The 24,190-nt window shown below is 28.8% G+C and carries 21 protein-coding genes and 1 pseudogene; 21 read left to right on the top strand and 1 reads right to left on the bottom strand.

The features are described 5' to 3' along the window. Positions 1–222: 222 nt before the first annotated feature. Genes IR152_RS06635 through IR152_RS06615 form a run of 5 tightly spaced genes read left to right on the top strand, consistent with a single transcriptional unit; the run spans position 223 to position 4,809 of the window. Positions 223–2,301, top strand: a complete 2,079-nt coding sequence (locus IR152_RS06635; RefSeq protein ID WP_227451002.1) for a TIM-barrel domain-containing protein — start codon at positions 223–225, stop codon at positions 2,299–2,301. Further along, positions 2,301–3,080, top strand: a complete 780-nt coding sequence (locus tag IR152_RS06630) for a PTS mannose/fructose/sorbose/N-acetylgalactosamine transporter subunit IIC (RefSeq protein ID WP_227451001.1) — start codon at positions 2,301–2,303, stop codon at positions 3,078–3,080. Before IR152_RS06635 ends, IR152_RS06630 begins: the two co-directional genes overlap by 1 nt. Next, a complete protein-coding gene (locus IR152_RS06625; RefSeq protein WP_227451000.1) occupies positions 3,073–3,882 on the top strand; it encodes a PTS system mannose/fructose/sorbose family transporter subunit IID in 810 nt (269 codons plus the stop codon). The genes IR152_RS06630 and IR152_RS06625 overlap by 8 nt, the downstream gene beginning before the upstream one ends. A gap of 19 nt (positions 3,883–3,901) precedes the next feature. After that, on the top strand, positions 3,902–4,384 hold the full coding sequence (locus tag IR152_RS06620) for a PTS sugar transporter subunit IIB (protein ID WP_227450999.1): 483 nt from the start codon (positions 3,902–3,904) through the stop codon (positions 4,382–4,384). A gap of 20 nt (positions 4,385–4,404) precedes the next feature. Beyond that, on the top strand, positions 4,405–4,809 hold the full coding sequence (locus IR152_RS06615; protein ID WP_227450998.1) for a PTS sugar transporter subunit IIA: 405 nt from the start codon (positions 4,405–4,407) through the stop codon (positions 4,807–4,809). A 163-nt stretch (positions 4,810–4,972) separates the two neighbouring features. On the opposite strand, the gene IR152_RS06610 is transcribed toward IR152_RS06615, so the two are convergent. Next, positions 4,973–6,127 carry an ROK family transcriptional regulator gene (locus IR152_RS06610; protein WP_227450997.1) on the bottom strand — a complete coding sequence of 385 codons (1,155 nt, stop codon included), beginning with the start codon at positions 6,125–6,127 and terminating at the stop codon, positions 4,973–4,975. 197 nt (positions 6,128–6,324) lie between these two features. Here IR152_RS06610 and xylB point away from each other — a divergent pair, with 197 nt between their 5' ends. The 16 genes and pseudogenes from xylB to IR152_RS06530 all read left to right on the top strand — a co-directional run bounded on the left by xylB (position 6,325) and on the right by IR152_RS06530 (position 24,128). Beyond that, complete coding sequence (gene xylB, locus IR152_RS06605) at positions 6,325–7,872, top strand: xylulokinase (protein ID WP_227450996.1); 1,548 nt, start codon at positions 6,325–6,327, stop codon at positions 7,870–7,872. 105 nt (positions 7,873–7,977) lie between these two features. After that, entirely contained in the window at positions 7,978–9,315 is a 1,338-nt protein-coding gene (gene xylA / locus IR152_RS06600) for a xylose isomerase (RefSeq protein ID WP_227450995.1), read from the top strand. A gap of 509 nt (positions 9,316–9,824) precedes the next feature. Further along, on the top strand, positions 9,825–11,024 hold the full coding sequence (locus IR152_RS06595; RefSeq protein ID WP_227450994.1) for a S41 family peptidase: 1,200 nt from the start codon (positions 9,825–9,827) through the stop codon (positions 11,022–11,024). A 217-nt stretch (positions 11,025–11,241) separates the two neighbouring features. Beyond that, positions 11,242–12,027: a MurR/RpiR family transcriptional regulator gene (locus tag IR152_RS06590; RefSeq protein ID WP_003422510.1), complete on the top strand. Its 786-nt coding sequence runs from the start codon at positions 11,242–11,244 to the stop codon at positions 12,025–12,027. Between the two features lie 167 nt (positions 12,028–12,194). Next, positions 12,195–13,760 (top strand): alpha-glucoside-specific PTS transporter subunit IIBC, encoded by a 1,566-nt coding sequence (locus tag IR152_RS06585; RefSeq protein WP_227450993.1) that lies wholly within the window; start codon positions 12,195–12,197, stop codon positions 13,758–13,760. Between the two features lie 13 nt (positions 13,761–13,773). Further along, complete coding sequence (locus tag IR152_RS06580; RefSeq protein WP_227450992.1) at positions 13,774–15,105, top strand: 6-phospho-alpha-glucosidase; 1,332 nt, start codon at positions 13,774–13,776, stop codon at positions 15,103–15,105. 13 nt (positions 15,106–15,118) lie between these two features. Next, positions 15,119–15,607, top strand: a complete 489-nt coding sequence (locus IR152_RS06575; protein ID WP_227450991.1) for a hypothetical protein — start codon at positions 15,119–15,121, stop codon at positions 15,605–15,607. A gap of 13 nt (positions 15,608–15,620) precedes the next feature. Next, positions 15,621–16,088 (top strand): PTS glucose transporter subunit IIA, encoded by a 468-nt coding sequence (locus tag IR152_RS06570; RefSeq protein WP_227450990.1) that lies wholly within the window; start codon positions 15,621–15,623, stop codon positions 16,086–16,088. 2 nt (positions 16,089–16,090) lie between these two features. After that, positions 16,091–17,248 carry an MFS transporter gene (locus IR152_RS06565; protein WP_227450989.1) on the top strand — a complete coding sequence of 386 codons (1,158 nt, stop codon included), beginning with the start codon at positions 16,091–16,093 and terminating at the stop codon, positions 17,246–17,248. 328 nt (positions 17,249–17,576) lie between these two features. Beyond that, positions 17,577–18,329 carry an ABC transporter ATP-binding protein gene (locus tag IR152_RS06560; protein WP_227450988.1) on the top strand — a complete coding sequence of 251 codons (753 nt, stop codon included), beginning with the start codon at positions 17,577–17,579 and terminating at the stop codon, positions 18,327–18,329. Next, positions 18,330–20,237, top strand: a complete 1,908-nt coding sequence (locus IR152_RS06555) for an FtsX-like permease family protein (protein WP_227450987.1) — start codon at positions 18,330–18,332, stop codon at positions 20,235–20,237. A 419-nt stretch (positions 20,238–20,656) separates the two neighbouring features. Further along, positions 20,657–20,836, top strand: a pseudogene (locus IR152_RS06550) (PTS lactose/cellobiose transporter subunit IIA); the annotation flags it as partial. Positions 20,837–20,983: 147 nt separating this feature from the next. After that, positions 20,984–21,763: an anhydro-N-acetylmuramic acid kinase gene (locus tag IR152_RS06545; RefSeq protein ID WP_227451119.1), complete on the top strand. Its 780-nt coding sequence runs from the start codon at positions 20,984–20,986 to the stop codon at positions 21,761–21,763. 2 nt (positions 21,764–21,765) lie between these two features. Then, positions 21,766–22,167, top strand: coding sequence for a hypothetical protein (locus IR152_RS06540; RefSeq protein WP_227450986.1), 402 nt, complete (start codon positions 21,766–21,768; stop codon positions 22,165–22,167). 166 nt (positions 22,168–22,333) lie between these two features. Further along, on the top strand, positions 22,334–22,648 hold the full coding sequence (locus tag IR152_RS06535; protein WP_227450985.1) for a PTS sugar transporter subunit IIB: 315 nt from the start codon (positions 22,334–22,336) through the stop codon (positions 22,646–22,648). A 133-nt stretch (positions 22,649–22,781) separates the two neighbouring features. Then, the gene (locus tag IR152_RS06530; protein WP_227450984.1) at positions 22,782–24,128 is read left to right on the top strand and encodes a PTS sugar transporter subunit IIC; all 1,347 of its coding nucleotides are present in this window, start codon (positions 22,782–22,784) and stop codon (positions 24,126–24,128) included. Positions 24,129–24,190: the final 62 nt, after the last annotated feature.

Below are 24,190 nucleotides of genomic sequence, written 5' to 3'. Positions count from 1 at the left end.
AATATTAAAAATTACTTTCTATCACTTAATTAGAAAATTATACCAAATTTCGGAAAACGATTGACAAATAAATTTAAATAAAGTATATTATTCGTAAGTTAGTTTAATGTACAAATGAATTATATATATAATATAATTTATAAAATAGTGATATTAAACGACATTATTTAACTTAAGATACATAAAAATAGAATATCATATCATTGATTTAGGAGGGTAGCTATGATAAAAATATCTGAAGATTATATTGAAAAAAGGTTTGACAATGAACTATTGCGAATAGAAGCATGGGGGAAAAACTCTTTACGTATCAGGTCATTTGTAGACCAAAATTTTGTTGATGAAAACTATGCTCTTAACGAAAAACCTAAGTTAAATAAAGACGATATTATGATTAATAAAAATGAAGATGGAAGCACAATCATTAAAAATGGAAAGATAAAAGCTATCTTAGACCATAGAGATAGAATTACTTTTTACAATGATAAAAATGAAGTATTATTGAAAGAATATATTCGATTAAGAGCTGTAAAACATGATGATGGTGGAGAAGATGTAGGGACAATTGAAATTACCAAAGACTTTAACTCTACTCTCAAATTAAAATCAAGAGAATATCGACCAAGTTATAGTGGAGAATTTGAAGTAACTACTAGATTTGAGTCTGAGCCTTCTGAAAAGATTTTTGGAATGGGACAATATCAACATAAATTTTTAGATTTAAAGAATACTGTGCTGGAATTAGCCCAAAGAAATTCTCAAATATCAGTTCCTTTTTATATTTCTAGTTTAGGTTATGGATTTCTATGGAATAATCCAGGGATTGGAAAAGTATCTTTTGCCAAAAATATTACAGAATGGAAGATGTTTTCTACAAAATTTATAGATTATTGGATTACTTGTGGAGAAAGTCCAAAAGAATTAAACAAAAATTATTCTCAAGTTACAGGCACTGTTCCTATGATGCCTGAAAACCTTTTGGGGCTATGGCAAAGTAAATTAAGATATAGAACTTCAGAAGAGGTTTTAGATGTTGTGAAAGAATATTCTAAAAGAGGAATTAAACTTTCATCAATTGCAATTGATTATTTTCATTGGCCTAAGCAAGGTGAATATAAATTTGACCTAGATTATTGGGAAAATCCTAAAGAGTTAGTTAGGAAACTAAAAGAAGAGTATTCAGTAGAGCCAATGGTATCTGTATGGCCTACAGTTCAAAGTGATGCAGAAAACTACAATGATTATTTAGAAAATGGATATTTAGTTAATGTTAATCGTGGTGTCAGAATGACAATGCAAATTCAAGGAAATACAGTCTTTGTAGACATGACAAACAGAGACGCGAGGGAATATGTTTGGGATAGAATAGATAAAAATTATAAACAGCTTGGAATTGATTATTATTGGTTAGATGTAGCTGAACCTGGATATTCTGTTTATGATTTTGATAACTATAGATATAAAAAAGGAAATGTTTTAAGTTGTGGTAATATTTATCCTATTGATTATTTAAAAATGATTTATTATGGTTTACATGATGATAAAGAGTCTATTGTAACTCTTGTAAGAGGAGCTTGGGCAGGGGCTCAAAAGTATGGAGCCTTAGTATGGTCTGGTGACATTGATTCTAGTTTTGAAGCTTTTAATAATCAAGTTAATACAGGGCTAAATATGGGACTAGCAGGTATACCATGGTGGACTACTGACATTGGAGGTTTCCATGGAGGAAATCCTAAAGACCCAGAATTTAGAGAACTTATGGTGAGATGGTTCCAATATGCTACTTTTTCACCAATTTTGAGAATGCATGGAGATAGGTTGCCTCATAGCAAACCATTATCAAATAAAGGTGGAGGCTCAATGGTAACTGGAGCTCCTAATGAGATATGGTCTTATGGTGAAGAAGTTGAAATAATTCTTACAAAGTTCATAAAAATTAGAGAAAGTTTAAAAACTTACTTAAAAAAAATGATGAAAGAAGCACATGAAGATGGAACACCAGTTATGAGAACTTTATTTTATGAATTTCCTGAAGATGATAAAACTTGGGAGGTTGATAATACATATATGCTTGGAGATGAAATTTTGGTTGCTCCAATAATGAATTATAAAGATAGAAGTAGAGACGTATATTTGCCAAAAGGACATACATGGGAAAATATATTTAGTGGGGTCAGTTATGAAGGTGGGACAACTTATGAAATTGAATGCCCACTTGAAGAAATTCCTATTTTCTTAAAACAAGATTGTAATTATAACTTTGAAGGACTGAAAAATATTTTGAGTGAGGTGAAAGCATAATGGAGCCACAATTATGGCAATTATTATTAATCGTACTATATGGATTTTTTATAAACTATGAAAAAAATTCAACAATGTTTGGAACATATCAACCAGTAACAGCAGGTTTTATTACTGGTCTTATCTTAGGAGATATAAACACAGGGTTATATATTGGAGGTACATTGCAACTATTATCATTGGGTATTAGTAACTTTGGTGGAGCATCAATACCTGATTATCAGACAGCCAGTATAGTAGCCACATTTATAACTATTACGACTAAGCAAGAAGCATCTGTAGGAATATCTATAGGTATTCCAGTTGCTTTATTGATGGTACAGTTAGATGTTCTTAGAAATACTATTGGTATATGGCTAGTTCATAAAGCAGAAGATGGAGCTAAAAAAGGAAATTATAAAAATATAACATATATGCAAATGTTAGGAGTATTATTAACAGCAGCTACGACAGGTATTCCAGTTGCTCTATCTGTAATATTTGGACCTTCTTTAATTAATACCATTTTAAAATATACACCTGAATGGTTAACAGGTGGTTTGACAGTAGCTGGAGGATTACTTCCAGCAGTAGGAATAGGATTATTACTTAGATACCTTCCTGCTAAGGAGTATTTTAGTTACTTAGTAATTGGTTTTGTTTTAGCAGTATACATGAAAGTACCATTATTAGGTGTAGCTTTAATTGGAGGAGCAATTGCACTTATAATTTACAAGAAGAATTTGGAAAATCAAGCACAACATTATACTGTAGTAGGAGGTATGGACGAAGATGAGTGATAAGGTATCATTAAATAAATCAAATGAAAAAGTTAAAAAAAGTGTTTTATGGCGTTGGTTTTTTACTAGTTCTGTTTCTTCAAACTATGAGAAGATGCAGGCTTTAGCATACTGTTATGCAGTACTACCATTTTTAAAAGTAGTATACAAAGATAATCCAGAAAAGTTGCAAAACGCTGTATTAAATCATCTACAGTTTTTTAATACTAATCCATGGGTTGCACCTTATATTTTGGGTATTAATGTAGCAATGGAGGAGTTATCAAGTGAAGGGACTGAAGAGGCTGTCGCTTCAATTAAAACAGGCTTGATGGGACCAGTAGCAGGTTTAGGAGATAGTTTATTTGTCGTTATTCCGTGGACAATTTTTGGAGCTATAGCAGCTAATATGGCAATAGACGGAAGTCCGTTTGGAATCTTACTGTGGATTATAGTGAGTGTAGCATTGAAATTATTAAGTATACCACTATTTAATGCTGGTTATACATCAGGTACTAAGCTAATATCTTCAATCGAAAAAAGTTTGAAGATTTTAACTGAAAGTACATCTATTTTAGGCTTAATGGTGGTAGGTGCATTAATACCTTCAGTAGTAAAAGCTAATGTCGCTTTGAACTTTCAACAAGGCGACTTTACAATGAAAGGTCAAGAAATATTAGACCAAATTATGCCTGGTTTAGTTCCTGCAATTTTAGTTGTAATTGTTTACTTGGCTCTTAAAAAGAACATAAAACCTATATACTTAATTTTAGGTGTAATGGTTGTTTCAATAATTTTATATGCGTTAGGTATTTTAAAATAAGGAAAGGGTGGTATTAGATATGGAAATGAAAGGTATTAAAAATATTCGTATAGATGACCGTTTAATCCATGGTCAAGTTGCAACTATGTGGAGTAATAAGTTAGGTGTAACAAGATTAATGGTAGTAAATGATGCAGTAGCTAACAATTCTGTTCAAAAACAAGTTTTAAGAATGGCTACACCTGCAGGAATAGCATCATCTATAATTACAGAAGAAACTGCTATAAAAAATATTACTGCTGGGAAGTATGAAGGACAAAATGTATTATTAATTGTCAAGTCTCCTGTTGACCTTATTCCATTTGTGGAGGCAGGATTAAAAATACATAATATAAATGTAGGAAATATGTCAAGTAGAAAAGACACAACAGTACTAAAACCTAATATCAGTGTTACTGAAGAAGAGAAAGAAGCATTTAAAAGACTTTTAGATGAAGGAATTGAAATTACAACTATAATGACACCAGATGATAAGAAAACTTATCTTGTAGATATTTTATAGATTTAGAGAGGTGTATTAAAGTGAATAGTATTATTTTGATGAGTCATGGCAACATGGCTAAAGAAGTCTTAAATTCTGCAAAAATGATAATAGGAAATTCTATAGATTATCCTACTGTAAATATGAAGCAAGATGATGGAATTGAAGGGACAATAGAAAAACTAAAAAAAGCTTTAGAAGTATATAAGGAAAGTTCAGAAATAATTATAATGGTGGATTTACTAGGTGGAACTCCTTGTAATGCTGCTTTATTAGTAGCCAATAATGATAGTAGAATTAAAATTATTTCAGGGTTAAATTTAGGTATGGTTATTGAATCAGCTTTTTTAGATACAAAAGAATTGGCAGTAAAATTAGAGAAGATAGGTAAAGAGAATATTTCTATAGTTGAACCAACTACAAGTTTATTATCTGATGATGAGTAGGAAGATTATATTGATATTTAAAATAAAATACTTATATTAATATTTAATTAATATACAACTTCTTAAAAAGATATAGCTAATCTTGTGTAAACTATATAATAGATTTAATTTTAGAATATATAATTTAAAGGGTTATGACTGTATATAGTCATAACCCTTACATTTAATTCATCAAAGTTAAATTTTGTATATTCAAAAAGCTCTTGATATTTACAGCAGAACCACCATATAGAGATGCTTCAGACCCTAATGATGAAATTTCTATATTTATGCCTTTGTTAAAAGAGCTAACTAACATATCTTTTGTAATTTGTAATATTTCAGGTATATCTCTTATTATTTGACTATTTAAATATATTATCTCAGGAGCATAAGTTGCAATAGCATTATTTATAGCTATTGATAAATAACTACAAAACTCATGGACAACTTTTTTAGTATTCTGGTTATCTTCATAGTATAATTGCCTTAGCACATTAGAGTCTATCTTAGGAATATTTTCTAAAGAAGAAAGTTTTTCAAATACTTTTTTCTCTGAACAATACTGTTCTAAACAGCCACGGTTTCCACAAGGACATAGTTTACCATTAGGCATGATAATAGTATGACCAATTTCTCCACTCATGCCATTTCTGCCATTATATAATTCATTATTTATTATAATTCCTGAACCAAATCCCCTATGAATACTCAGGCTAAGTAGTGAGTTATGTACAGTTGAGAATGTACTCTCAGCTAAAGCTGTTAAGTTTGCTTCGTTTTCTATATGAATAGGGAAGTCGTACTTTTTACTAAGGATACTATGTAAGTCAATCTCATTAAGATTGTAATATGGAGTAAACAATATTTTATTTTTACAAGTAATCCCATGTATAGCCAAAGTAAGCCCTATTAACTTATAAGGAGTGTCTATTTTGGATATGTTATAGCTATTTATAATTTCATCTATTAATTGTATAACGTTATCTTTATTTACTTGTATATCTGTTAATTTCTTAGAATTTATGATAGTTCCATCTAAGTAAGATAGAGAAGAGAATATATAGTCATATCCAATATCCATACTTAAAGAAATCCCTGCACATTTATTAAATACTAATAATATGGGTTTTCTTCCGCCACTATGAGTACTATTTCCAATTCCTATTTCATGAACTAGAGATTCATCAATAAGTTTTTTGGTAATAGCAGATATAGTTGCTTTATTTAATCCTATAGTAGAGGCTATACTTGCTCTAGAAATAGGAGCATTTTTTATAATTTGTTCAAGTACCAATCTTTCATTCATTTCTCGAATAGTGTATTTATCAGTAACCAATTTGATATTCCTCCTTAAAATAATATTGTAATACTTTTTAGACAAAAATAAAAGGCTATTTTGCATTGACAAAGATAATTAAATATTTTATTATTAGTTCATAAGTTAGTTTAATATACTAACAAAAATAAAGCAAGTAAAATATAAAAAAATTAGGGTAGGAAAACGATAATTATGAAGTGGTGTCTCAAGGAGGGATGAAGTTGGAGTATGTATTAGGTGTGGATATTGGTACATCAGGTACTAAAACAGTCTTATTTGATAAGCTAGGAAATACTATAGAAAGTTGTACATATGAATATCCTCTTATACAAGAGAAAACAGGTTGGGCAGAACAGGATGCAAATGATTGGTGGGAAGCTGTAGTCGAATCTATAAGGCATGTGGTTCAAAGTTCAAAGATAAGTAGTGAATGTATAAAAGGAATTGGATTATCAGGGCAGATGCATGGTCTAGTTATGCTAGATAAAGAAGGTAATACTCTAAGAAACTCTATAATATGGTGTGACCAACGTACAGTAAAAGAGTGTGAAGAGATAACTGATTTAGTAGGTAAAGAAAGACTGATTGAAATAACTGCCAATCCAGCACTTACAGGATTTACAGCATCAAAGATACTATGGGTTAGAAATAATGAACCTGATATTTATAAGAATACTAATAAAATACTTCTTCCAAAAGATTATATAAGATACAAATTAACAGGAGAATATGCTACAGAAGTATCAGATGCAAGTGGTATGCAGTTGCTTGATATAAGAAAAAGAAATTGGAGTGACGAAGTACTAGAAAAGCTAAATATAGATAGAAATCTTTTAGGTAAGGTTTATGAATCTCAAGAAATTACAGGATATGTAACTAGAGAGGTGGCAAATTTAACAGGGCTTAAAGAAGGAACAATAGTGGTAGGTGGAGCTGGAGATCAAGCAGCAGGAGCTATAGGAAATGGAATCGTTAAAGATGGAGTAGTCTCATCTACTATTGGTACATCAGGTGTAGTATTTGCATATACAAAAGAGCCAAAAATTGATAAAGAGGGTAGAGTTCATACTTTCTGTCATGCAATACCAAATACATGGCATGTTATGGGTGTTACTCAAGGGGCTGGATTGTCATTAAAATGGTTTAAAGATAATTTTTGTCAAAGTGAAGTGGAAGTTTCAAATTCTTTAGGTAAAGATGTATATGAGATTATAAATAGTCAAGTAAACCAAGTACCAACAGGATGTAATGGACTACTTTACTTACCATATATGATGGGAGAGAGAACTCCTCATCTTGACCCTTATGCAAGAGGTGTATTTTTTGGGTTATCTCCAATCCATTCTAAAAAAGAAATGGCAAGGTCAATAATGGAAGGTGTTTCGTATAGTCTTAAAGACTGTATGGATATAATAGAAAACCTTAATATAGAAGTTAATGAAGTAAGAGCCTCAGGTGGAGGTGGCAAAAGTAAAGTATGGAGACAGATGCAAGCAGATATGTTTGACCAAGATGTATATACTATAAATTCAAGTGAAGGACCAGCACTTGGAGTTGCAATTCTTGCATTAGTAGGAGTTGGAATATACGAAAATATACAAAAAGCTTGTGATATTATAATAAAAACTTCAACTAAATTAGAGCCAATAAGTGAAAATGTAGATACATACAAGAGATATCACAGGTTGTATAAAAAAATATACAAGTCTTTGAAAGATGATTTTAAGTCATTAGATGAAGTAGTTAATTGTAAAAATAAATAACTAAAATAGCTTAAAAATGAAAATAAAAATAACGATAGAAAATAGTTTTAAATTAAGAAAACATATTATGTAGATTATATTTATAAAATATTGGGAGGATATAAAATGAGTGAAATATTTAAAGGAATAGGACAGATAAAATTTGAAGGAGTAAAATCTAACAATGAGTTAGCATTTAGATACTACAATCCTGAACAAGTAGTAGGTAATAAGACTATGAAAGAGCATTTAAGATTTGCAATGAGTTATTGGCATACTTTATGTGGAGAGGGTAATGACCCATTTGGAGTAGGCACAGTAGAGAGACCTTGGAACAATATGACAGACCCAATTGAAATAGCAAAGATTAAAGTTGACGCAGGATTTGAATTTATGTCTAAAATGGGAATTGAGTATTTCTGTTTTCACGACAGAGATATAGCTCCAGAAGGAAGAGATTTAGAAGAAACAAATAAGATACTAGATGAAATAGTTGAGTACATAAAAGTTAAAATGGGAGAAACAGGAATAAAATTATTATGGGGAACTGCTAATATGTTTGGAAATCCAAGATTTGTTCATGGTGCATCTACAACATGTAATGCAGATGTTTATGCATATGCAGCAGCTCAAGTTAAGAAAGCTATGGAAGTAACTAAGTATTTAGGAGGAGAAAACTTTGTATTCTGGGGTGGAAGAGAAGGTTATGAAACTTTACTTAACACTAATACAGAACTTGAAATGGATAACTTTGCAAGATTCTTACAAATGGCTGTAGATTATGCTAAGGAAATAGGATTTACCGGACAATTCTTAATAGAGCCTAAACCAAAAGAGCCTACTAAACACCAATATGATTTTGATACTGCTACTGTTTTAGGATTTTTAAGAAAGTATAATCTAGATAAATACTTCAAAATGAATATAGAAGCAAACCATGCAACACTTGCAGGTCATACTTTCCAACATGAATTAAATATAGCTAGAATAAACAATGTTTTAGGGAGTATAGATGCAAATCAAGGAGACCTATTATTAGGATGGGATACAGACCAATTCCCAACAAATATATATGATGCAACACTTGCAATGTATGAAGTGTTAAAGCAAGGTGGAATAGCTCCGGGAGGATTTAATTTTGACTCTAAAGTAAGAAGAGCATCTTTTGAGGTAGAAGACTTATTCCTAGCTTATATTGCAGGGATGGATACATTTGCAAAAGGATTATTAATAGCTCATAAATTATTAGAAGATGAGGTATTTGAAAACTTTACTAAAGAAAGATATGCAAGCTTTAGTGAGGGTATAGGTAAAGATATAGTAGATGGTAAGGTTGGATTTAAAGAGTTAGAATCTTATGCATTGAAAATGCCAGTTATAAAGAATAAGTCTGGAAGACAAGAAATGTTAGAAGCTATACTTAACAGATATATATATGAAGTAGATACAATTTCTAATAAGTAATTGTGTAGTAATTAAACTTGGATGTTTGAATAAAATAACGGGATATGTTCTTGTTTTTATTCTAAAACAGAAAAAGATAAGTGTTTGTAAAAATTCTCATAATCATGATAAATTAAGGATATAGACTTAAGTATAATTAGTTTATATCCTTAAAATTTCCATCAAAAATAATCATTTCTATAGTTATCAATATTTTTAGTTATAAATATCTTTCTCAACTAAGAACCAAAAAATCAGTAAAGTATCCCGATTTAAGCCATTATAATGGATAAGTTTTTTAGCATATCACTGATAAGAATTTACTTTCAGGATATGGCAGTAAAATAGATTTTTGAATATGATTGTTATTTTATAACTTTCATGAAACAATTTTGAAAATACAAATAAAAATTTTTTAAAGAGAGTAATCGTGGAATATATCTTCAGGAATTTCTTTTAATTGTTTAGGTGATAATAAAATAATGATACAATGTATTAAAATATAGAATTTGAAAGTTGATGGGAATTATATGAAAAAGAAAGTATTATTTTTAGTAATTATTTTAGCATTTACAATCTTATTAGGTAATTCTACTTACTCTCAAAAGAATCAGTTATCTGAAGAGGAAAAGGTAGAGGATTTTAATTATGTATATAATGTTATAAAAACAGGATATCCATATCTAGATGTAAATAAAACGCTTAATAATATTGATTGGTTAGAAAATAAGGATAAATATACAAAAAGAATAAAAAGTACTGAAAATGATGAAGAATTTATAGAAGAATTGTCATCTATATTATCTGATTTAAATAATAAACATACAGAATTAATAGATAATAAGAAACGATATGAACTTTTTAAGAAATCATACTCTAATAATGACTGGTATGATTTTCTTAATGATAAAAAAGTTGTAGATAGATATGACTCTATAAATCCTAAAATAAAAATGCCAAATGAGATTCTTGTAAAAAAAGAATTGATTTTAAAGGATGCTGTTAAGGGTAAGATTGGATATATGTATTTACCATCAATGTCAGCAAAGAAGGAGTCTTTAGAGAATGATTTAAAAGTAGTTGGAGATTATATTAACAGTTTAGAAAAACATAAAGCCTTAATTATTGATATAAGAGGGAATTTAGGTGGAAGTGATAGGTATTGGCAAGGAATTGTATCTAAACTCATAAAAAATGATGTTAAAATAAATGGCTATAGAATTTATAGAAATAATAACGAAATAGTAAAAAAATATACCAATGCAAGAAATATAAAATTAAATCCTGTAGAAAATTTACCAATAAATGTAAAGGAAAATGCACCTAAAGAAATTATAAAAGGCTTTAATAGTTTTGAAGATACTTCCTATACTATAAAATCTACAGATGATTTAAAATTTAAGGGTAATATATACTTACTTGTTGATAGAAAAATATATTCATCATCAGAGTCATTTGCAATGTTTTGTAAAGAAACTAAATTTGCAACTTTAGTTGGTGAAACTACTGGCGGAGATGGAGGGTGTATAGACCCTGTATTGTTTAATTTAAAAAATAGTGGTCTGATAGTTAGAATGGCAAGTTGTATGTATTTAAATAAGAATGGAATATGCGATGAAAAATTTAAAACCATTCCAGAATTTAAAGTAAAAGATTGTAAAAGAAGCAAAAATTTTAAAGATGATAATTGTATAAAAAAGGTACTAGAACTTGAAAATATCAACTATTAGATAAAAGAACAGAATCAAAAAATACATTTTTTTAATTAGCATATTCTTTTTTCAACTGTCATTTATAAGGGTAACACTTAAAAAACTACCAACTAAGCCAGTATTTCTTATAATAAATTTTATGGGTTAAATATGAAATATAAGAATATGCTGTAATTTAATGTTGAATATTGTTATAATACTTATGACGGTTTTTACTTGGAGGAGGTAATAGTTTATGAGATTAGAAGAAATGATTTTTTTAAATTATAATAAATTGAATGAGACAGATTTATTAATATGGAAATATATAACTGCAAATAAAAAACATTGTAGTAAGATGTCAATAAATGAACTTGCTATGAAATGTAATGTGTCTCGTGCAACTATTACAAGATTTGTTAAAAAATTAGATTTAAAAGGTTTCAGTGAATTTAAAGTATTATTAAGCTGGGAATCAGAAAAGGTTCATGTCATAGAAAATCAGTCATTTGATATTGCGTGTAATTCAATAATTAAGTATGTTGAAGATCAAAAAAATAAAGATTATGATGCATTGTGTAAACTTCTTTATGAATCAAGAACAATATACGCTTATGGTTCAGGTGATATTCAAAATGTGGTTGCAAAACAGATAAAGAGAATGTTTTTATCATGTCAAGAAATAATATATGATTTTGAAGGAAGAACATTTGACGATTCTTTTTACAATATTGTTAGTAAAAACGATGTCATGATTATTATATCCCTAAGTGGCGAGAATGAGAATACGCTTAATATTGCTAGAAGATTAAAATTAATAGGAACTAAAATAATTTCAATTACAGAGTTTAAAAATAATACCTTAACTGATTTAAGTGATGAATCAATTTATATTTCAGCTACTAATATCTCATTTTTACAAATGCACCCTAGTTATAAACTGACAATGTTATATTTTATATTGATTGAGTTACTATTTATTAAATATAGTATTTATAAAAGGCATAGAATGATTACAGAAGGGATTGATTGCAAATTGTAGTCATTCTTTTTTTTATGAAAATTTGAACATAAAAATGTGCAAAAACTTATTTGATTGTGAATAAGTTCCAAATACAGTCTAAAGATTGTATATATTTATTAACATGTTAAAATAATAGATGTCTAAGGCCAAGGATAAAATAAAAATATAAGGGGGGAGTAATTTATATGATGAAGAAAATACAACGTTTTGGAGGGGCAATGTTTACACCAACATTATTATTTGCTTTCGCTGGTATAATGGTTGGGTTCTCAATTGTATTTCAAAATCAGTCAATTATGGGTTCGCTTGCTACACCGGAAAATGTTTGGTACCAATTTTGGGGTGTAATATCCAGTGGAGCTTGGATGGTATTTAATCAGCTGCCATTATTATTTGCTATTTCTTTACCAATAGCACTTGCAAAAAAGCAACAAGCAAGAGCTTGCATGGAAGCTTTAGCAACATACTTGACTTTCAATTATTTCGTAGGTTCTATGTTAAGTTTTTGGGGAAAAAGCTTTGGTGTTAATTTCGCAGCTGAAATAAGCACTGGAAGTGGACTCGTAAGCATTACTGGTATTAAAACATTAGATACTGGTATGATAGGTGCTTTATTAATATCAGGAATTGTGATTTATGTTCATAATAGATTTTATGATAAAGAACTACCAGATTTTATTGGATTATTTAGAGGTTCATCACTTGTAGTTGCAATTTGTTTCTTTGCTATGATACCAGTTGCATTATTAACTTGCTTTATTTGGCCACATGTTCAAAATGTTATTAGGCATTTACAAACATTTTTTATAAATAGTGGAAATATAGGAGTTTGGTGTTATGCATTCTTACAAAAGATTTTAATACCAACTGGATTGCATCATTTTGTATATGCACCAATTTGTTATGATAATGTTGTTGTTCCAGGTGGAACATCAGTATATTGGGCTACCCATATTCAGAATTTTCAAACTTCAAATCAGACTCTAAAGGAAATGTATCCAATTGGATTCTCATTATCTGGCTTATCAAAGGTGTTTGGTTCATTAGGTGTATTTGGTGCTTTCTATGTAACTGCAAAGCCAGAAAAGAAGAAGAAAGTATTAGGTTTAATGATTCCTGCTACTCTTACTGCAGTATTAACTGGAATTACTGAGCCGTTAGAATTTACATTTTTATTTGTAGCACCGCTTTTATTCTTAGTACATGCATTTTTAGATGCATGCTTGCAAACGATTTCATTTGCTTTAGGGGTTGTTGGTGATTTTGGTGGAGGAATTATTAACTGGCTTGTATTAAATTGGCTTCCACTTGGAATGTATCACTGGAAGGTATACATTATTCAATTTGTTATAGGGATTATATTTTCATTTATTTGGTTCTTTGTATTTACTTTCTTAATTAAGAAATTTGATATGAAAACTCCTGGTAGAGAAGAAGATACTGAAGAAACAAAACTATATACTAAAAATGAGTACTTAGAAACTAAAGATGAAAAAGGAAATAAATTAAGTAAAGCATCTCAACAAGCGGCTGAATATATAAAATTAGTTGGTGGAGCAACAAATATTGTAGATGTTACAAATTGTGCTACAAGATTGAGGTTAACTTTAAAAGATGACTCAATCATTTCTAAAGAAGAAGAATTTAAAGCAGTAGGCGCACATGGTCTAGTGCATAATGGAAAAGCTATTCAGATTATTATTGGGCTTTCAGTTCCAAGTGTAAGAGAAGAGTTTGAAAATTTATTGTAAAGGAGAAATAAAGATGGAAAGAAAAAGACAAAGAATACTAATTGCTGGTGGGGGAAGTACTTATACTGCTGGAATTGTAACAATGCTAATTGAAAGTATTGATAAATTTCCTATTGAATCAATTAAATTATATGATAATAACGATGAGAGACAGAGAAAAGTTGCTGAAGCATGTGAAATAATTGTTAGAGAGAAAAATCCAGAAGTTAAGTTTAGTTATACAACAGACCCAAAAGAAGCATTTACTGATATTGATTTTGTAATGGCACAAATTCGTGTTGGTTTATATGCTTTACGTGAACAAGATGAAAAAATTCCACTAAAATATGGGGTTGTTGGTCAAGAAACTTGTGGAGCAGGTGGAATTGCTTATGGATTAAGAACAATAGGACCAGTAATCGAAATGATTGATTATATGGAAAAATATTCTCCAAATGCTTGGATGCTTAATTATTCAAATCCAGCAGCTATAGTTGCAGAAGCATGTCGTGTATTAAGACCAAATTCAAGAATTATTAATATTTGTGATATGCCAGTATGTTTAGAGGAAATATTTGCTAGAATTTTAGGTTTAAATTCTCGTAAAGATTTTGATGTTAGATACTATGGATTAAATCATTTTGGGTGGTGGACAAGCATTAAAGATAAAGAAGGAAATGATTTAATGCCTAAATTAAAAGAATATTGTGCTAAAAAGGGATATGAGGAATTTACGCCTCAAGGTCAACACAAAGAATCTAGTTGGTTAGAAACTATGAGAGCGGCAAAGAACTTATTGGAAATAGAACCAACTACATTACCCAATACTTATTTAAAATATTATTTAATGGCTGATGAAACTGTTAAACATGCTAATCCAAATTATACAAGAGCAAATGAAATTATGGATAGAAGAGAAAAAGATACATTCGAAGAATGTGAAAGAATTGTAAAAAATGGTACAGCAAGAGATACATGGTTTGATGCAAATGAACATTCTCAATTTATTGTTGAATTAGCTTGTGCATTAGCATTTAATACTCAGGAAAGATTTTTACTGATTGTTCCTAATAATGGGGCTATTGAAAATTTTGCAGATGATGCAATGGTTGAAATTCCTTGTCTTGTTGGAAAAGATATGGTTGAACCTATGTCTATAGGTAAAATACCGACTTTCCAAAAAGGTTTAATGGAACAACAAGTTGCTTCTGAAAAATTAGCTGTAGAAGCATGGATAGATAAAAGCTATCAAAAATTATGGCAGTCATTTACTATGAGTAAAACTGTTCCAAGTGCAAAAGTAGCAAAAGAAATCTTAGATGAAATGATTGTGGCTAATAAGGATTTCTGGCCAACTTTTAAATAAGGAGAATAAAAACATGATAACAAATAAAATAAAAAATATCACAGTAGCTTTAAAAGATGAGAATATATTTCTTTCAGTGATAATGGGTTATTTTCTAATATTACCTGTTCTATATATAGTGTATTTAGAATTGACATCATTATTTACAAATGTTTCATTTTCACAACTTTTAAATAATGATGTTAATGCAAGTTTAAATTTAGTCTCTAACTTTAGTGCAGTATACAGTGCATATGTTATTTATAATATAAAAAAGAATAAAGATATAAAAGAAAACATGATTGCTTTCTATTTAGTCTTATTAGGGCAGGTATTCCAAATTTACACAATAACTATTGTTATCATGTTTACCTATGTTTATAAATTTGTTGGAATTAAACAAATCATAAGCAGTATTAAAGAACTACAATGGGGAAAGAGCTATAAAGCTCTTTTTTCCTCAGTTGCAGTATGTTCAATATCGTTATTTGTAATGATAATCAGAATAAAGTTAATTATGTAGAGGAGTGTTTATAATGTTCTTTAAAAGAAAAAAAGAAGCAATTACAATTAATTCCTATATTGATGGAAAAATAATTAATCTTGAAGAAATTCCTGATAAAGTATTTTCAACTAAGGTAATGGGGGATGGATTTGCTATGATAGCAAAGGATAATGTTCTTAAATCACCCACTAGAGGAATAATAAATTTTATTGCTCAAACTAACCATGCTATAGGAATTAAATTGAAAAATGATGTTCAAATTCTTATTCATATTGGATTAGATAGTGCAACAATAAAAACAGAAAAATTTAAATTAGAAGTTAAACAAGGTCAAGAAGTTAATATGGGTGAAAAATTAGTAGAAATCGATAACAAGTTACTTGAAAATACTTTATATATTCCTTTAGTCATTATAGAAAATCCTAATAAGGTAAAATATCATCTTTCAAACTTAAATCATGAGGGAAGTAGTGGTATTAAAGTTATCAGCTTTGATTAATTATGATTAATAAAGCGATTAAATTTAGATTTATCATATTCTATTTTCTCTCATATATTATTTTTGCCTTTGCATCGACAAAATTTACACCTTTTTTATCAAAATTAGGTTACTCAGCATTTGAAAGAGGAATTATATTATCGAGTTATGCAATAACCAATATATTATTTCAATTATTATTTGGAGTATTGGCTGATAAGTATCAAACAATGAAAAAAATTGTTTTAATTAGTCTATCAGTTTATGGAATTGCATCAGTTATTATGTTTTCTACTGAATCTGCAACTTTTATAATATATTTGTTACTTGTTGCTTTATCAGGAGGATTATTAAATACTTGCTGTAGTTTATACGATACTTGGATAATAGGTTGTGGAGATAGGCTTAATAATTATTTGTCATTCATTAAGACTTTTGGGTCAATTGGATGGGCTATTGGAAGTATGGTAGCATCTTACTTGATTCTTAAGTTCTCATATTTTGGATTATCTGTAGCTATTGGTTTCATTGTAGTATTACTTATTATAAATATATTATTATTACCTGATATTGAAAAGATTAACAAGAAAATAAGTGTAACTAATAAAGATATTATTGAATTATTAAAAGATAAGCAATATATTTTACTGGTATGTATTTTATTTCTGCTATACTCAATGGTGGTAGCAAATAACTGTACTGTAATAGATAAAATGATATCTTTAAATGCTACAAATTCTCAAATATCTTTAAAGTGGTCTTTACAGTCATTATTGGAGATACCAACATATTTGGCGGGCTCTTATTTATTAAGGAAATATAGTAGCTTAAGCTTATTAAAATTAAGTGCTATTATGATAACAGTTCAGTTTTTATTGTTTGCCTTAGCAAGTGATTCGAATATAATTATTATACTATGTGTTTTTCAAGCGTTTTCTACTCCTTTAATTTTAATTACGTCAAAAACATTAATATTTGAAGTTTCACCTAAAAAACTTAGAAGTAGTAGCCAGTTAATAGCTTTAAGTATATTTATGGGTGGCTCATCTCTAATTATTCCAACTATTGCTGGATTCTTGAGTATTAATATTGGTTATAATTATACATTAATGGTATTAAGCCTTTTTGGATTCTTAGCTTATGGCTTGATAGTATGTTTAAAAAAGAAACTTTTAAAGTGAAAAATTATAAATGTTTCAATGTCTAAGAGAAATACCATTTGTTTATAACACCTGTATCTGATATAGTTAAGGTGTGGTTTTTGGTTTTTCACAGAACAATTATCGCATATATTAGGGGGTTCTTACGAACCTCTTTTATTTTTTTTACAAATAAAGATGAATAAAATTTTTATTTTAAGACATTCTCACTATGATTATGATAGTCTTTTATCTATGTTACAAAAGTGTAATGCTAGCAGTTAAAATGTAATATTTACTTAAGGATTTATTTATATAAAACCTTTAAAATAAATATATATTAAAAAATTAGCAACTGGAGGCTATTATTATGAAAGAAATATTAAAAATAAAAAATATATCAAAAGATTATGGAATAAAAGGATTTAGAACGAATGTATTAAAAAATATATCTCTTACAGTCAATGAAGGTGATTTTATATCGATAATGGGTCCATCTGGTGCAGGTAAAACAACATTACTCAATCTGATGTCTACGCTTGACAAACAAACTTCAGGAGAAATAATACTAGATGGAATCAACATATCGAAAGTGAAAAATAATGATCTTTCAAAATTAAGAAGAGAAAAAATAGGATTTATATTTCAAGACTATAATCTATTAGATAACATGAAACTAATGGATAATATAGCACTCCCTCTAGCACTAGGAAAAAAGAAAAGTAAAGAAATAGAATCTAAGGTATTTTCTATAGCCAAAAAATTTGGATTAGAAAATCATTTAGATAAATATCCTTATCAACTATCAGGAGGACAAAAACAGAGAGGTGCAGCAGCTAGGTCATTAATTACAAATCCAGCAGTCATATTTGCTGATGAACCAACAGGTGCTTTGGACTCTAAATCAGCGTATGAACTTCTAGAATCATTAGAAAGAATAAACAGAGAAAACAACTCTACTATTATAATGATTACACATGACCCATTAACTGCAAGTTATTCAAATGAAGTGTATATGATAAATGATGGAAATATAAAGTGTAAATTAAACAAAGGAAGTAGTAGAAAAGAATTTTATGGGAAAATTATGGATATGCTAGCCTCTATGGGAGGTGAGATGTAAGTGAGTATACTTGGAATTGCTTATAATAATTTTAAGAGTAACATAAGAACGTATCTAGCATTTTTTATATCTATGGTTTTTTCAGTAGTTGTGTTAATTAATTTTGAGTTATTAAGATATGGTGATGCTATAAATGTATTACAAGGAGAAAATAAAAGATTTACGCTATCAGTGTTAGTGGCTGTGATAATGATACTATCAGTATTTTTATTTTTCTTTATATGGTATGCAACAAATATATTTTTTAAGAATAGGTCTAAAGAAATTGGAATATTGTCCTTTATGGGTTTAGATTTATATACTATAGGAAAAATATATTTTGTAGAAAATATGCTTATAGGAATAAGTTCTTGTATAACAGGAATAATTATAGGAATAATAACATCCAGATTTTTTCAAGTAGTGATAATAAAGTTATCTGGATTTGATATAAAGGTATCTAATGGGCTTAGCATAGAAGCTATACTGTATGCAACTTTAATATTTATTTCTATATTTATAATAATGGCTATAAAAGGCTTTATAACAATATGTAGAAGTAGTGTAATAAATTTAATTAATACATCTAAAAAGCAAGAAAAAATACCAAAGATAGGAATAGGTATATATATATTAGCTATGATATCGATTATAGTAATAGGATATGGTTATTATCTTTCTACTAATATAAGAACTGGAAATATAACTAGTGTAATACCTATTATAGGTATAATAATAATAGGTACTTATGGTCTATTTAAATCAGTTGTGCCTGTTATATTTGATATTATAATAAAAAATAAAAAAATATTATTCAATGGAAATAATATAATTGCAATAAACAATATAAATTATAGGTTAAATAAAAATTATAAAACTTATGCTATAATAGCAATAATTATAACTACTACAATATCCACTCTTGGTGCTTCAGTTGCAATGAATTATGTATATAAGAATGCAAAAGAGCAGAGAAATATATACACTGTTAGCATAGTTTCAATGAATAAAGACGAAGTGAATAAAAAACAAATAGAGAATATAATAAAAGATACTAATAAGATAAAATATTCAGTAAATCCAGAACTAACAGTTTTAGAAAAAACAGATAGTAAAGAAACTTATGATACAACAGATGCTATAATGAAATATAGTGATTTTTGTAATATTCTTAAAGTAAATGGTAATGGTGAAGAATTAAAGGAGTATAGTGAGAAATTAGTTAGAGGAAATAGTGTAATAGAGTTAAAGAGTCCTCAAACGATAGTATCAATGGCTACAAAAGAAGCTAAGATAAAACTTGATGGACAGTTATATAGTATTTCAAAGGGAGGAGTAAAAGTTCCAGTATTAGGTACAGGATTTAATAAAAGTATTATAGTAGTAAATGACAATGCATATTTCAAATTAAGAGATAAGGGTCAACAAGTATATTTTTATGGAGCAAAGGTGTCTCAAGAAGAAGATAGCCAAGTAATGTTCAGCAATATTGAAAAGAATTTAAGTTTAAAAAATGGATATATTATGAATGGATATAAAGGTCTAAATGAGGGTCAATGGATGAAATTTGCATATGTAGTGCTTGTGTTTTTATTCTTAGTATTTGCAATTGTAGCTGGAAGTATAATATATATGAAAATATATAATGATGCATATGAAGATAAAGACAAATACAAGATTTTATTAAAAATAGGTACTACAGAAAAAGAGATAAATAGAGCTATACTTAAAGAAGTAGCTATATTTTATACTTTACCAATGTTAAGTGCAACAATATCTAGTTATTTTGCATTGAGATTAGCAGGAGATTTATTGATGGCAAATTTATTTGGTATATATATACTAAGTTTAGTTATATGTTTGATAATTTTCATAATATATGTAGCAGTATCTGTTAATAAGTTTAAGAGTGTAGTATATAAAAATTAGTTGATAGAGTAGTAAAAGACAAGGGAGATTCTTACAATAAGAGTCTCCTTGTTGTTTGATTAATAAATTTATATAAAATATGTTGTGATATTAATAGTTTAAAGAGTTAGGTTTTGATGATTTTAAGTATAGATTAAATAGACATTAGTTTAGATGGTATAGATGAGGAGACATATTTGATAATAAGATTCAATCAAATAGTAGTATTGAACATATATAATTACAATATCTATATATAATTAAACCTCAAAAGAAGAAAAGCAAAATATAGATATAATTTGTTGTGAAAAAAAATTACACTAGATTACATTGACACTGAAAAAATTTTAAGGTAATATTTAGCTAAGACAAAAAACATAATAAAATTAATTTAAATGCATTTTATGAAAGTGAATTGGTGTAGTTAAAATGAAGCTGATGATGCATTACATAAGGCTCATAAAGTTCAAACTAGAATAATCCAAGCTGAAGCAGGAGGAGAAAAAACAGAATTGTCTGTATTATTTGTACATGCACAAGACCATCTAATGACAGCTATGGAAGCTAGAAGCTTAGTCGAACATATAATAAAATTACACAAAAAAATAGATGCTAAGTAATTTGATATATTGAAAATATATGCCTTGTGCAATAATGTACAAGGTATTTTTAGTACAAAATATTATAAATTTAAGGGATGATAATTATGTATAGTGTAGGTTTGATGTCAGGAACTTCTTTGGATGGTATTGATGCAGTATTAAGTTATAGCTCATGAAACAAAGACAAAAGTAATATCTAATTTTAGAACTATGGATATAGCTGCAGGTGGAGAAGGGGCTCCGTTAGTTCCATATAGTGAATTTTTATTATATAGTGATAAGGATAAAAATATAGCTCTTCAAAATATTGGTGGAATAGGAAATGTCACTGTAATACCCAATACATGTAATATAGATGATGTATTTGCCTTTGATACAGGTCCAGGTAATATGATAATAGACGGGGTTTGTCAAAGATTGTTTGACAAAAAATACGATAAAGATGGATACTTTGCATCAAAAGGTAAAATTAATGAAGAAATGTTGAAAGATTTGATGAGCCATAAATATATTAGCCAATCACCACCAAAAAGTACTGGAAGAGAAGTATTTGGACAAACATATTTAGATAAAATGCTTAACAAATACAACTATATAGATAAACATGATTTAATAGCAACAGTAACTATGTTTACAGCAAGAACTATCTATGATAATTACAAAAACTTTGTGATTCCAAAGGTTAATATAGATACTTTATTAATTGGAGGGGGAGGAGCTCATAATGCAACCTTGATGGGGTATATAAAAGGCTTGTTACCAGAAATTGAGGTTTTGACTCAAGATGATTATGGATATTCTTCTGATGCAAAGGAAGCTTTAGCATTTATAATCTTAGGAAATGAAACATTAAATAATTCATTCTCTAATGTAGTATCCGCTACAGGAGCAAAAAATAAAGTTATTTTAGGTAATATAACACCAAATCCTTTTGGAGGTAAATAGGTATGTCTAAGAATAATAAAAAAAAGAAAAACAAGCAAAATAACAATTATAAAAACAATAAAAACAGGCAAGAGAACTTAAATACTAAAAAATACACAGAAAAAAAGACAAAAACGGATTACAATATTCCAACCATAAGTTTTAAAAGTGGGCTAATATTAATGGCTTCAGCACTAATAGGTACTATAGCTTTTCCATTTCTCTTATCAATGTTTGGAATAAATTATAAAATTGGAGTTGTTATAGGAAATACAATAATTACTTCTTTTGCAGTTGCGTATACTAGATACTTTATTGAAAGCAAGAGAGGATTTTCTTTGGGATTTTTTAGAATGTATATTTTATTTGCATTATCGTTTGCAATAATAGGCTATTTCTGGATATATAAAGGAATACATATTTAAAAGATTACTCAATATTTAGTTTAAAAAGGGAGTATAGAAAATATGTTTGAAAAAAAATTACATTTAGATTTGAAAATTATGAAAAAATATGTGAAAATGTATTCCTGCAAATTAAAATACATGTTATAATGAATAAAAAGAAATACAAAAACAGGAGGGAATAAAGATGAGAGTATTATTTGTTTGTTCAGCGGGGATGTCAAGTTCTATAGCAGTTAATGCACTACAAAAAGAAGGTGCAAAAAATGGCATAGAGATAGATGTATCAGCTATTGGGACTCAGGAGTTTGAGGATGAAATTAAAAATGGATGGGATGTTGCTATGGTAGCTCCGCAAGTAAGACATAGATTTGATTACTTAAAAGGTTTTGCTGATGAGATTGGTGTTCCATGTGCATTGATACAAGCACAAGCTTATAGTCCACTAGGAGGGGCAAAGTTATTAAAACAAGTTCAAGAGCTGTTGGCAAATAATATATAGAATATTATTGCAGTTATTGAAAGAAAAATTTTATAATAAATTGCCGAAAAGCCTCCTTCTTTAGATTTGGGGATGAAAGGCAAGGTTCTAATTATTTGGGATTAAAAAATAAATATCAGATGGGGGAAAAAAGATGCTAGATAAATTTACAGAATTTTTAGACACTAAATTATCAACTTCTATGGCCAGATTGGCAGAACAACGTCACTTAAGAGCTGTAAGAGATGGAATCGTAGCTTCATTACCACTTATAATAGTTGGTTCATTTTTCTTGATATTAGCATTCCCTCCGTTACCAGATTCATGGGGAGTGACTCAGTATCTAAAGGCAAATGCAGTTACAATATTACTACCATACAGAATGACCTTTTTTATTATATCGGTATATTCTACATTTGGCATAGGTTATAGTTTAGCAAAGTCATATAAGTTAGATGGATTGACAGGAGGTTTATTAGCTACAGCCACATTCCTTTTGACAATAGTTCCTACTGCAATAGATGGGCTTGCACCTGATTTATTAAAGATAGTTGAAAAGAGTCCAGAACTTTTAGCTTGGTATAATTCCATACCTCAAGGATGGCAAATGCCAATGGCTAACCTTGGCGGAGGCTCAATGTTTGTTGCTATTGTAGCATCTATAATAGGTGTTGAGATTTATAGATTTACTGACAAATCTAAGTTTAAGATAACTATGCCAGATGCAGTTCCAGCATCAGTTACAAGATCTTTTGAAGCTTTAACACCAGCTGCATTAATAATAATATTAATGGCTATTATTACTTATTTCTTAGGATTTGATTGGCACGGATTCATAGCTAAATTAGTAACTCCATTAGTTTCAGCTACTGACACATTACCATCAGTAATTGTACTAATATTTTTAATAACGTTTTTTTGGTCATTTGGAATACATGGTGTATCAATAATCGGTTCATTAGCAAGACCTTTATGGATACAATTATTAGATGCTAATACAGCTTCATATGCTGCAGGTCAAGCAGTTCCAGGAATTGCTGCTGAGCCGTTTTTTCAATGGTTTATATGGGTTGGAGGTTCTGGAGCTACAATAGGATTGGCTTTACTTCTTGCATTTAGAGCAAAATCAGCTTATGGAAAATCTTTAGGAAAAGCAACTGTAATACCAGCAATATTCAACATAAATGAACCAATAATATTTGGAGCTCCAATAGTATTAAATCCAATATTAATAATACCATTTGTTGTAGCTCCAATAGTAATGGGAACAATTTCATGGTTTGCAATGAGTGCTAATTTAGTATCTAGAGTAGTAGTTACTGCTCCTTGGACATTACCAGGACCGGTAGGAGCATACTTAGCTACTGGTGGGGATTGGAGAGCTTCAGTTCTTAACTTAATATGTATAGTTATATCAATAGTAATCTACTATCCATTTGTAAAGATGTACGATAATAGGTTACTTCAAGAAGAAAAAACAGGGGAGCAAGAAGTTTATTAGTTAATTTGAAACTATATTAAATTAAAATAAATTTTAAAGTATAACAATTTTGAAATAAATCG

This window comes from Clostridioides sp. ES-S-0108-01 (genome assembly GCF_020662285.1).
Lineage (GTDB): Bacteria > Bacillota > Clostridia > Peptostreptococcales > Peptostreptococcaceae > Clostridioides.
This window is presented reverse-complemented; position numbering and strand designations above follow the sequence as displayed.

What these genes read in the sequence shown, in the direction of transcription:
- IR152_RS06635 (WP_227451002.1), top strand. Translation starts at nt 223, where the DNA reads ATGATAAAAATATCTGAAGATTATATTGAAAAAAGGTTTGACAATGAA.
- IR152_RS06630 (WP_227451001.1), top strand. Translation starts at nt 2,301, where the DNA reads ATGGAGCCACAATTATGGCAATTATTATTAATCGTACTATATGGATTT.
- IR152_RS06625 (WP_227451000.1), top strand. Translation starts at nt 3,073, where the DNA reads ATGAGTGATAAGGTATCATTAAATAAATCAAATGAAAAAGTTAAAAAA.
- IR152_RS06620 (WP_227450999.1), top strand. Translation starts at nt 3,902, where the DNA reads ATGGAAATGAAAGGTATTAAAAATATTCGTATAGATGACCGTTTAATC.
- xylB (WP_227450996.1), top strand. Translation starts at nt 6,325, where the DNA reads ATGAAGTTGGAGTATGTATTAGGTGTGGATATTGGTACATCAGGTACT.
- xylA (WP_227450995.1), top strand. Translation starts at nt 7,978, where the DNA reads ATGAGTGAAATATTTAAAGGAATAGGACAGATAAAATTTGAAGGAGTA.
- IR152_RS06595 (WP_227450994.1), top strand. Translation starts at nt 9,825, where the DNA reads ATGAAAAAGAAAGTATTATTTTTAGTAATTATTTTAGCATTTACAATC.
- IR152_RS06590 (WP_003422510.1), top strand. Translation starts at nt 11,242, where the DNA reads ATGAGATTAGAAGAAATGATTTTTTTAAATTATAATAAATTGAATGAG.
- IR152_RS06585 (WP_227450993.1), top strand. Translation starts at nt 12,195, where the DNA reads ATGATGAAGAAAATACAACGTTTTGGAGGGGCAATGTTTACACCAACA.
- IR152_RS06580 (WP_227450992.1), top strand. Translation starts at nt 13,774, where the DNA reads ATGGAAAGAAAAAGACAAAGAATACTAATTGCTGGTGGGGGAAGTACT.
- IR152_RS06575 (WP_227450991.1), top strand. Translation starts at nt 15,119, where the DNA reads ATGATAACAAATAAAATAAAAAATATCACAGTAGCTTTAAAAGATGAG.
- IR152_RS06570 (WP_227450990.1), top strand. Translation starts at nt 15,621, where the DNA reads ATGTTCTTTAAAAGAAAAAAAGAAGCAATTACAATTAATTCCTATATT.
- IR152_RS06565 (WP_227450989.1), top strand. Translation starts at nt 16,091, where the DNA reads ATGATTAATAAAGCGATTAAATTTAGATTTATCATATTCTATTTTCTC.
- IR152_RS06560 (WP_227450988.1), top strand. Translation starts at nt 17,577, where the DNA reads ATGAAAGAAATATTAAAAATAAAAAATATATCAAAAGATTATGGAATA.
- IR152_RS06540 (WP_227450986.1), top strand. Translation starts at nt 21,766, where the DNA reads ATGTCTAAGAATAATAAAAAAAAGAAAAACAAGCAAAATAACAATTAT.
- IR152_RS06535 (WP_227450985.1), top strand. Translation starts at nt 22,334, where the DNA reads ATGAGAGTATTATTTGTTTGTTCAGCGGGGATGTCAAGTTCTATAGCA.
- IR152_RS06530 (WP_227450984.1), top strand. Translation starts at nt 22,782, where the DNA reads ATGCTAGATAAATTTACAGAATTTTTAGACACTAAATTATCAACTTCT.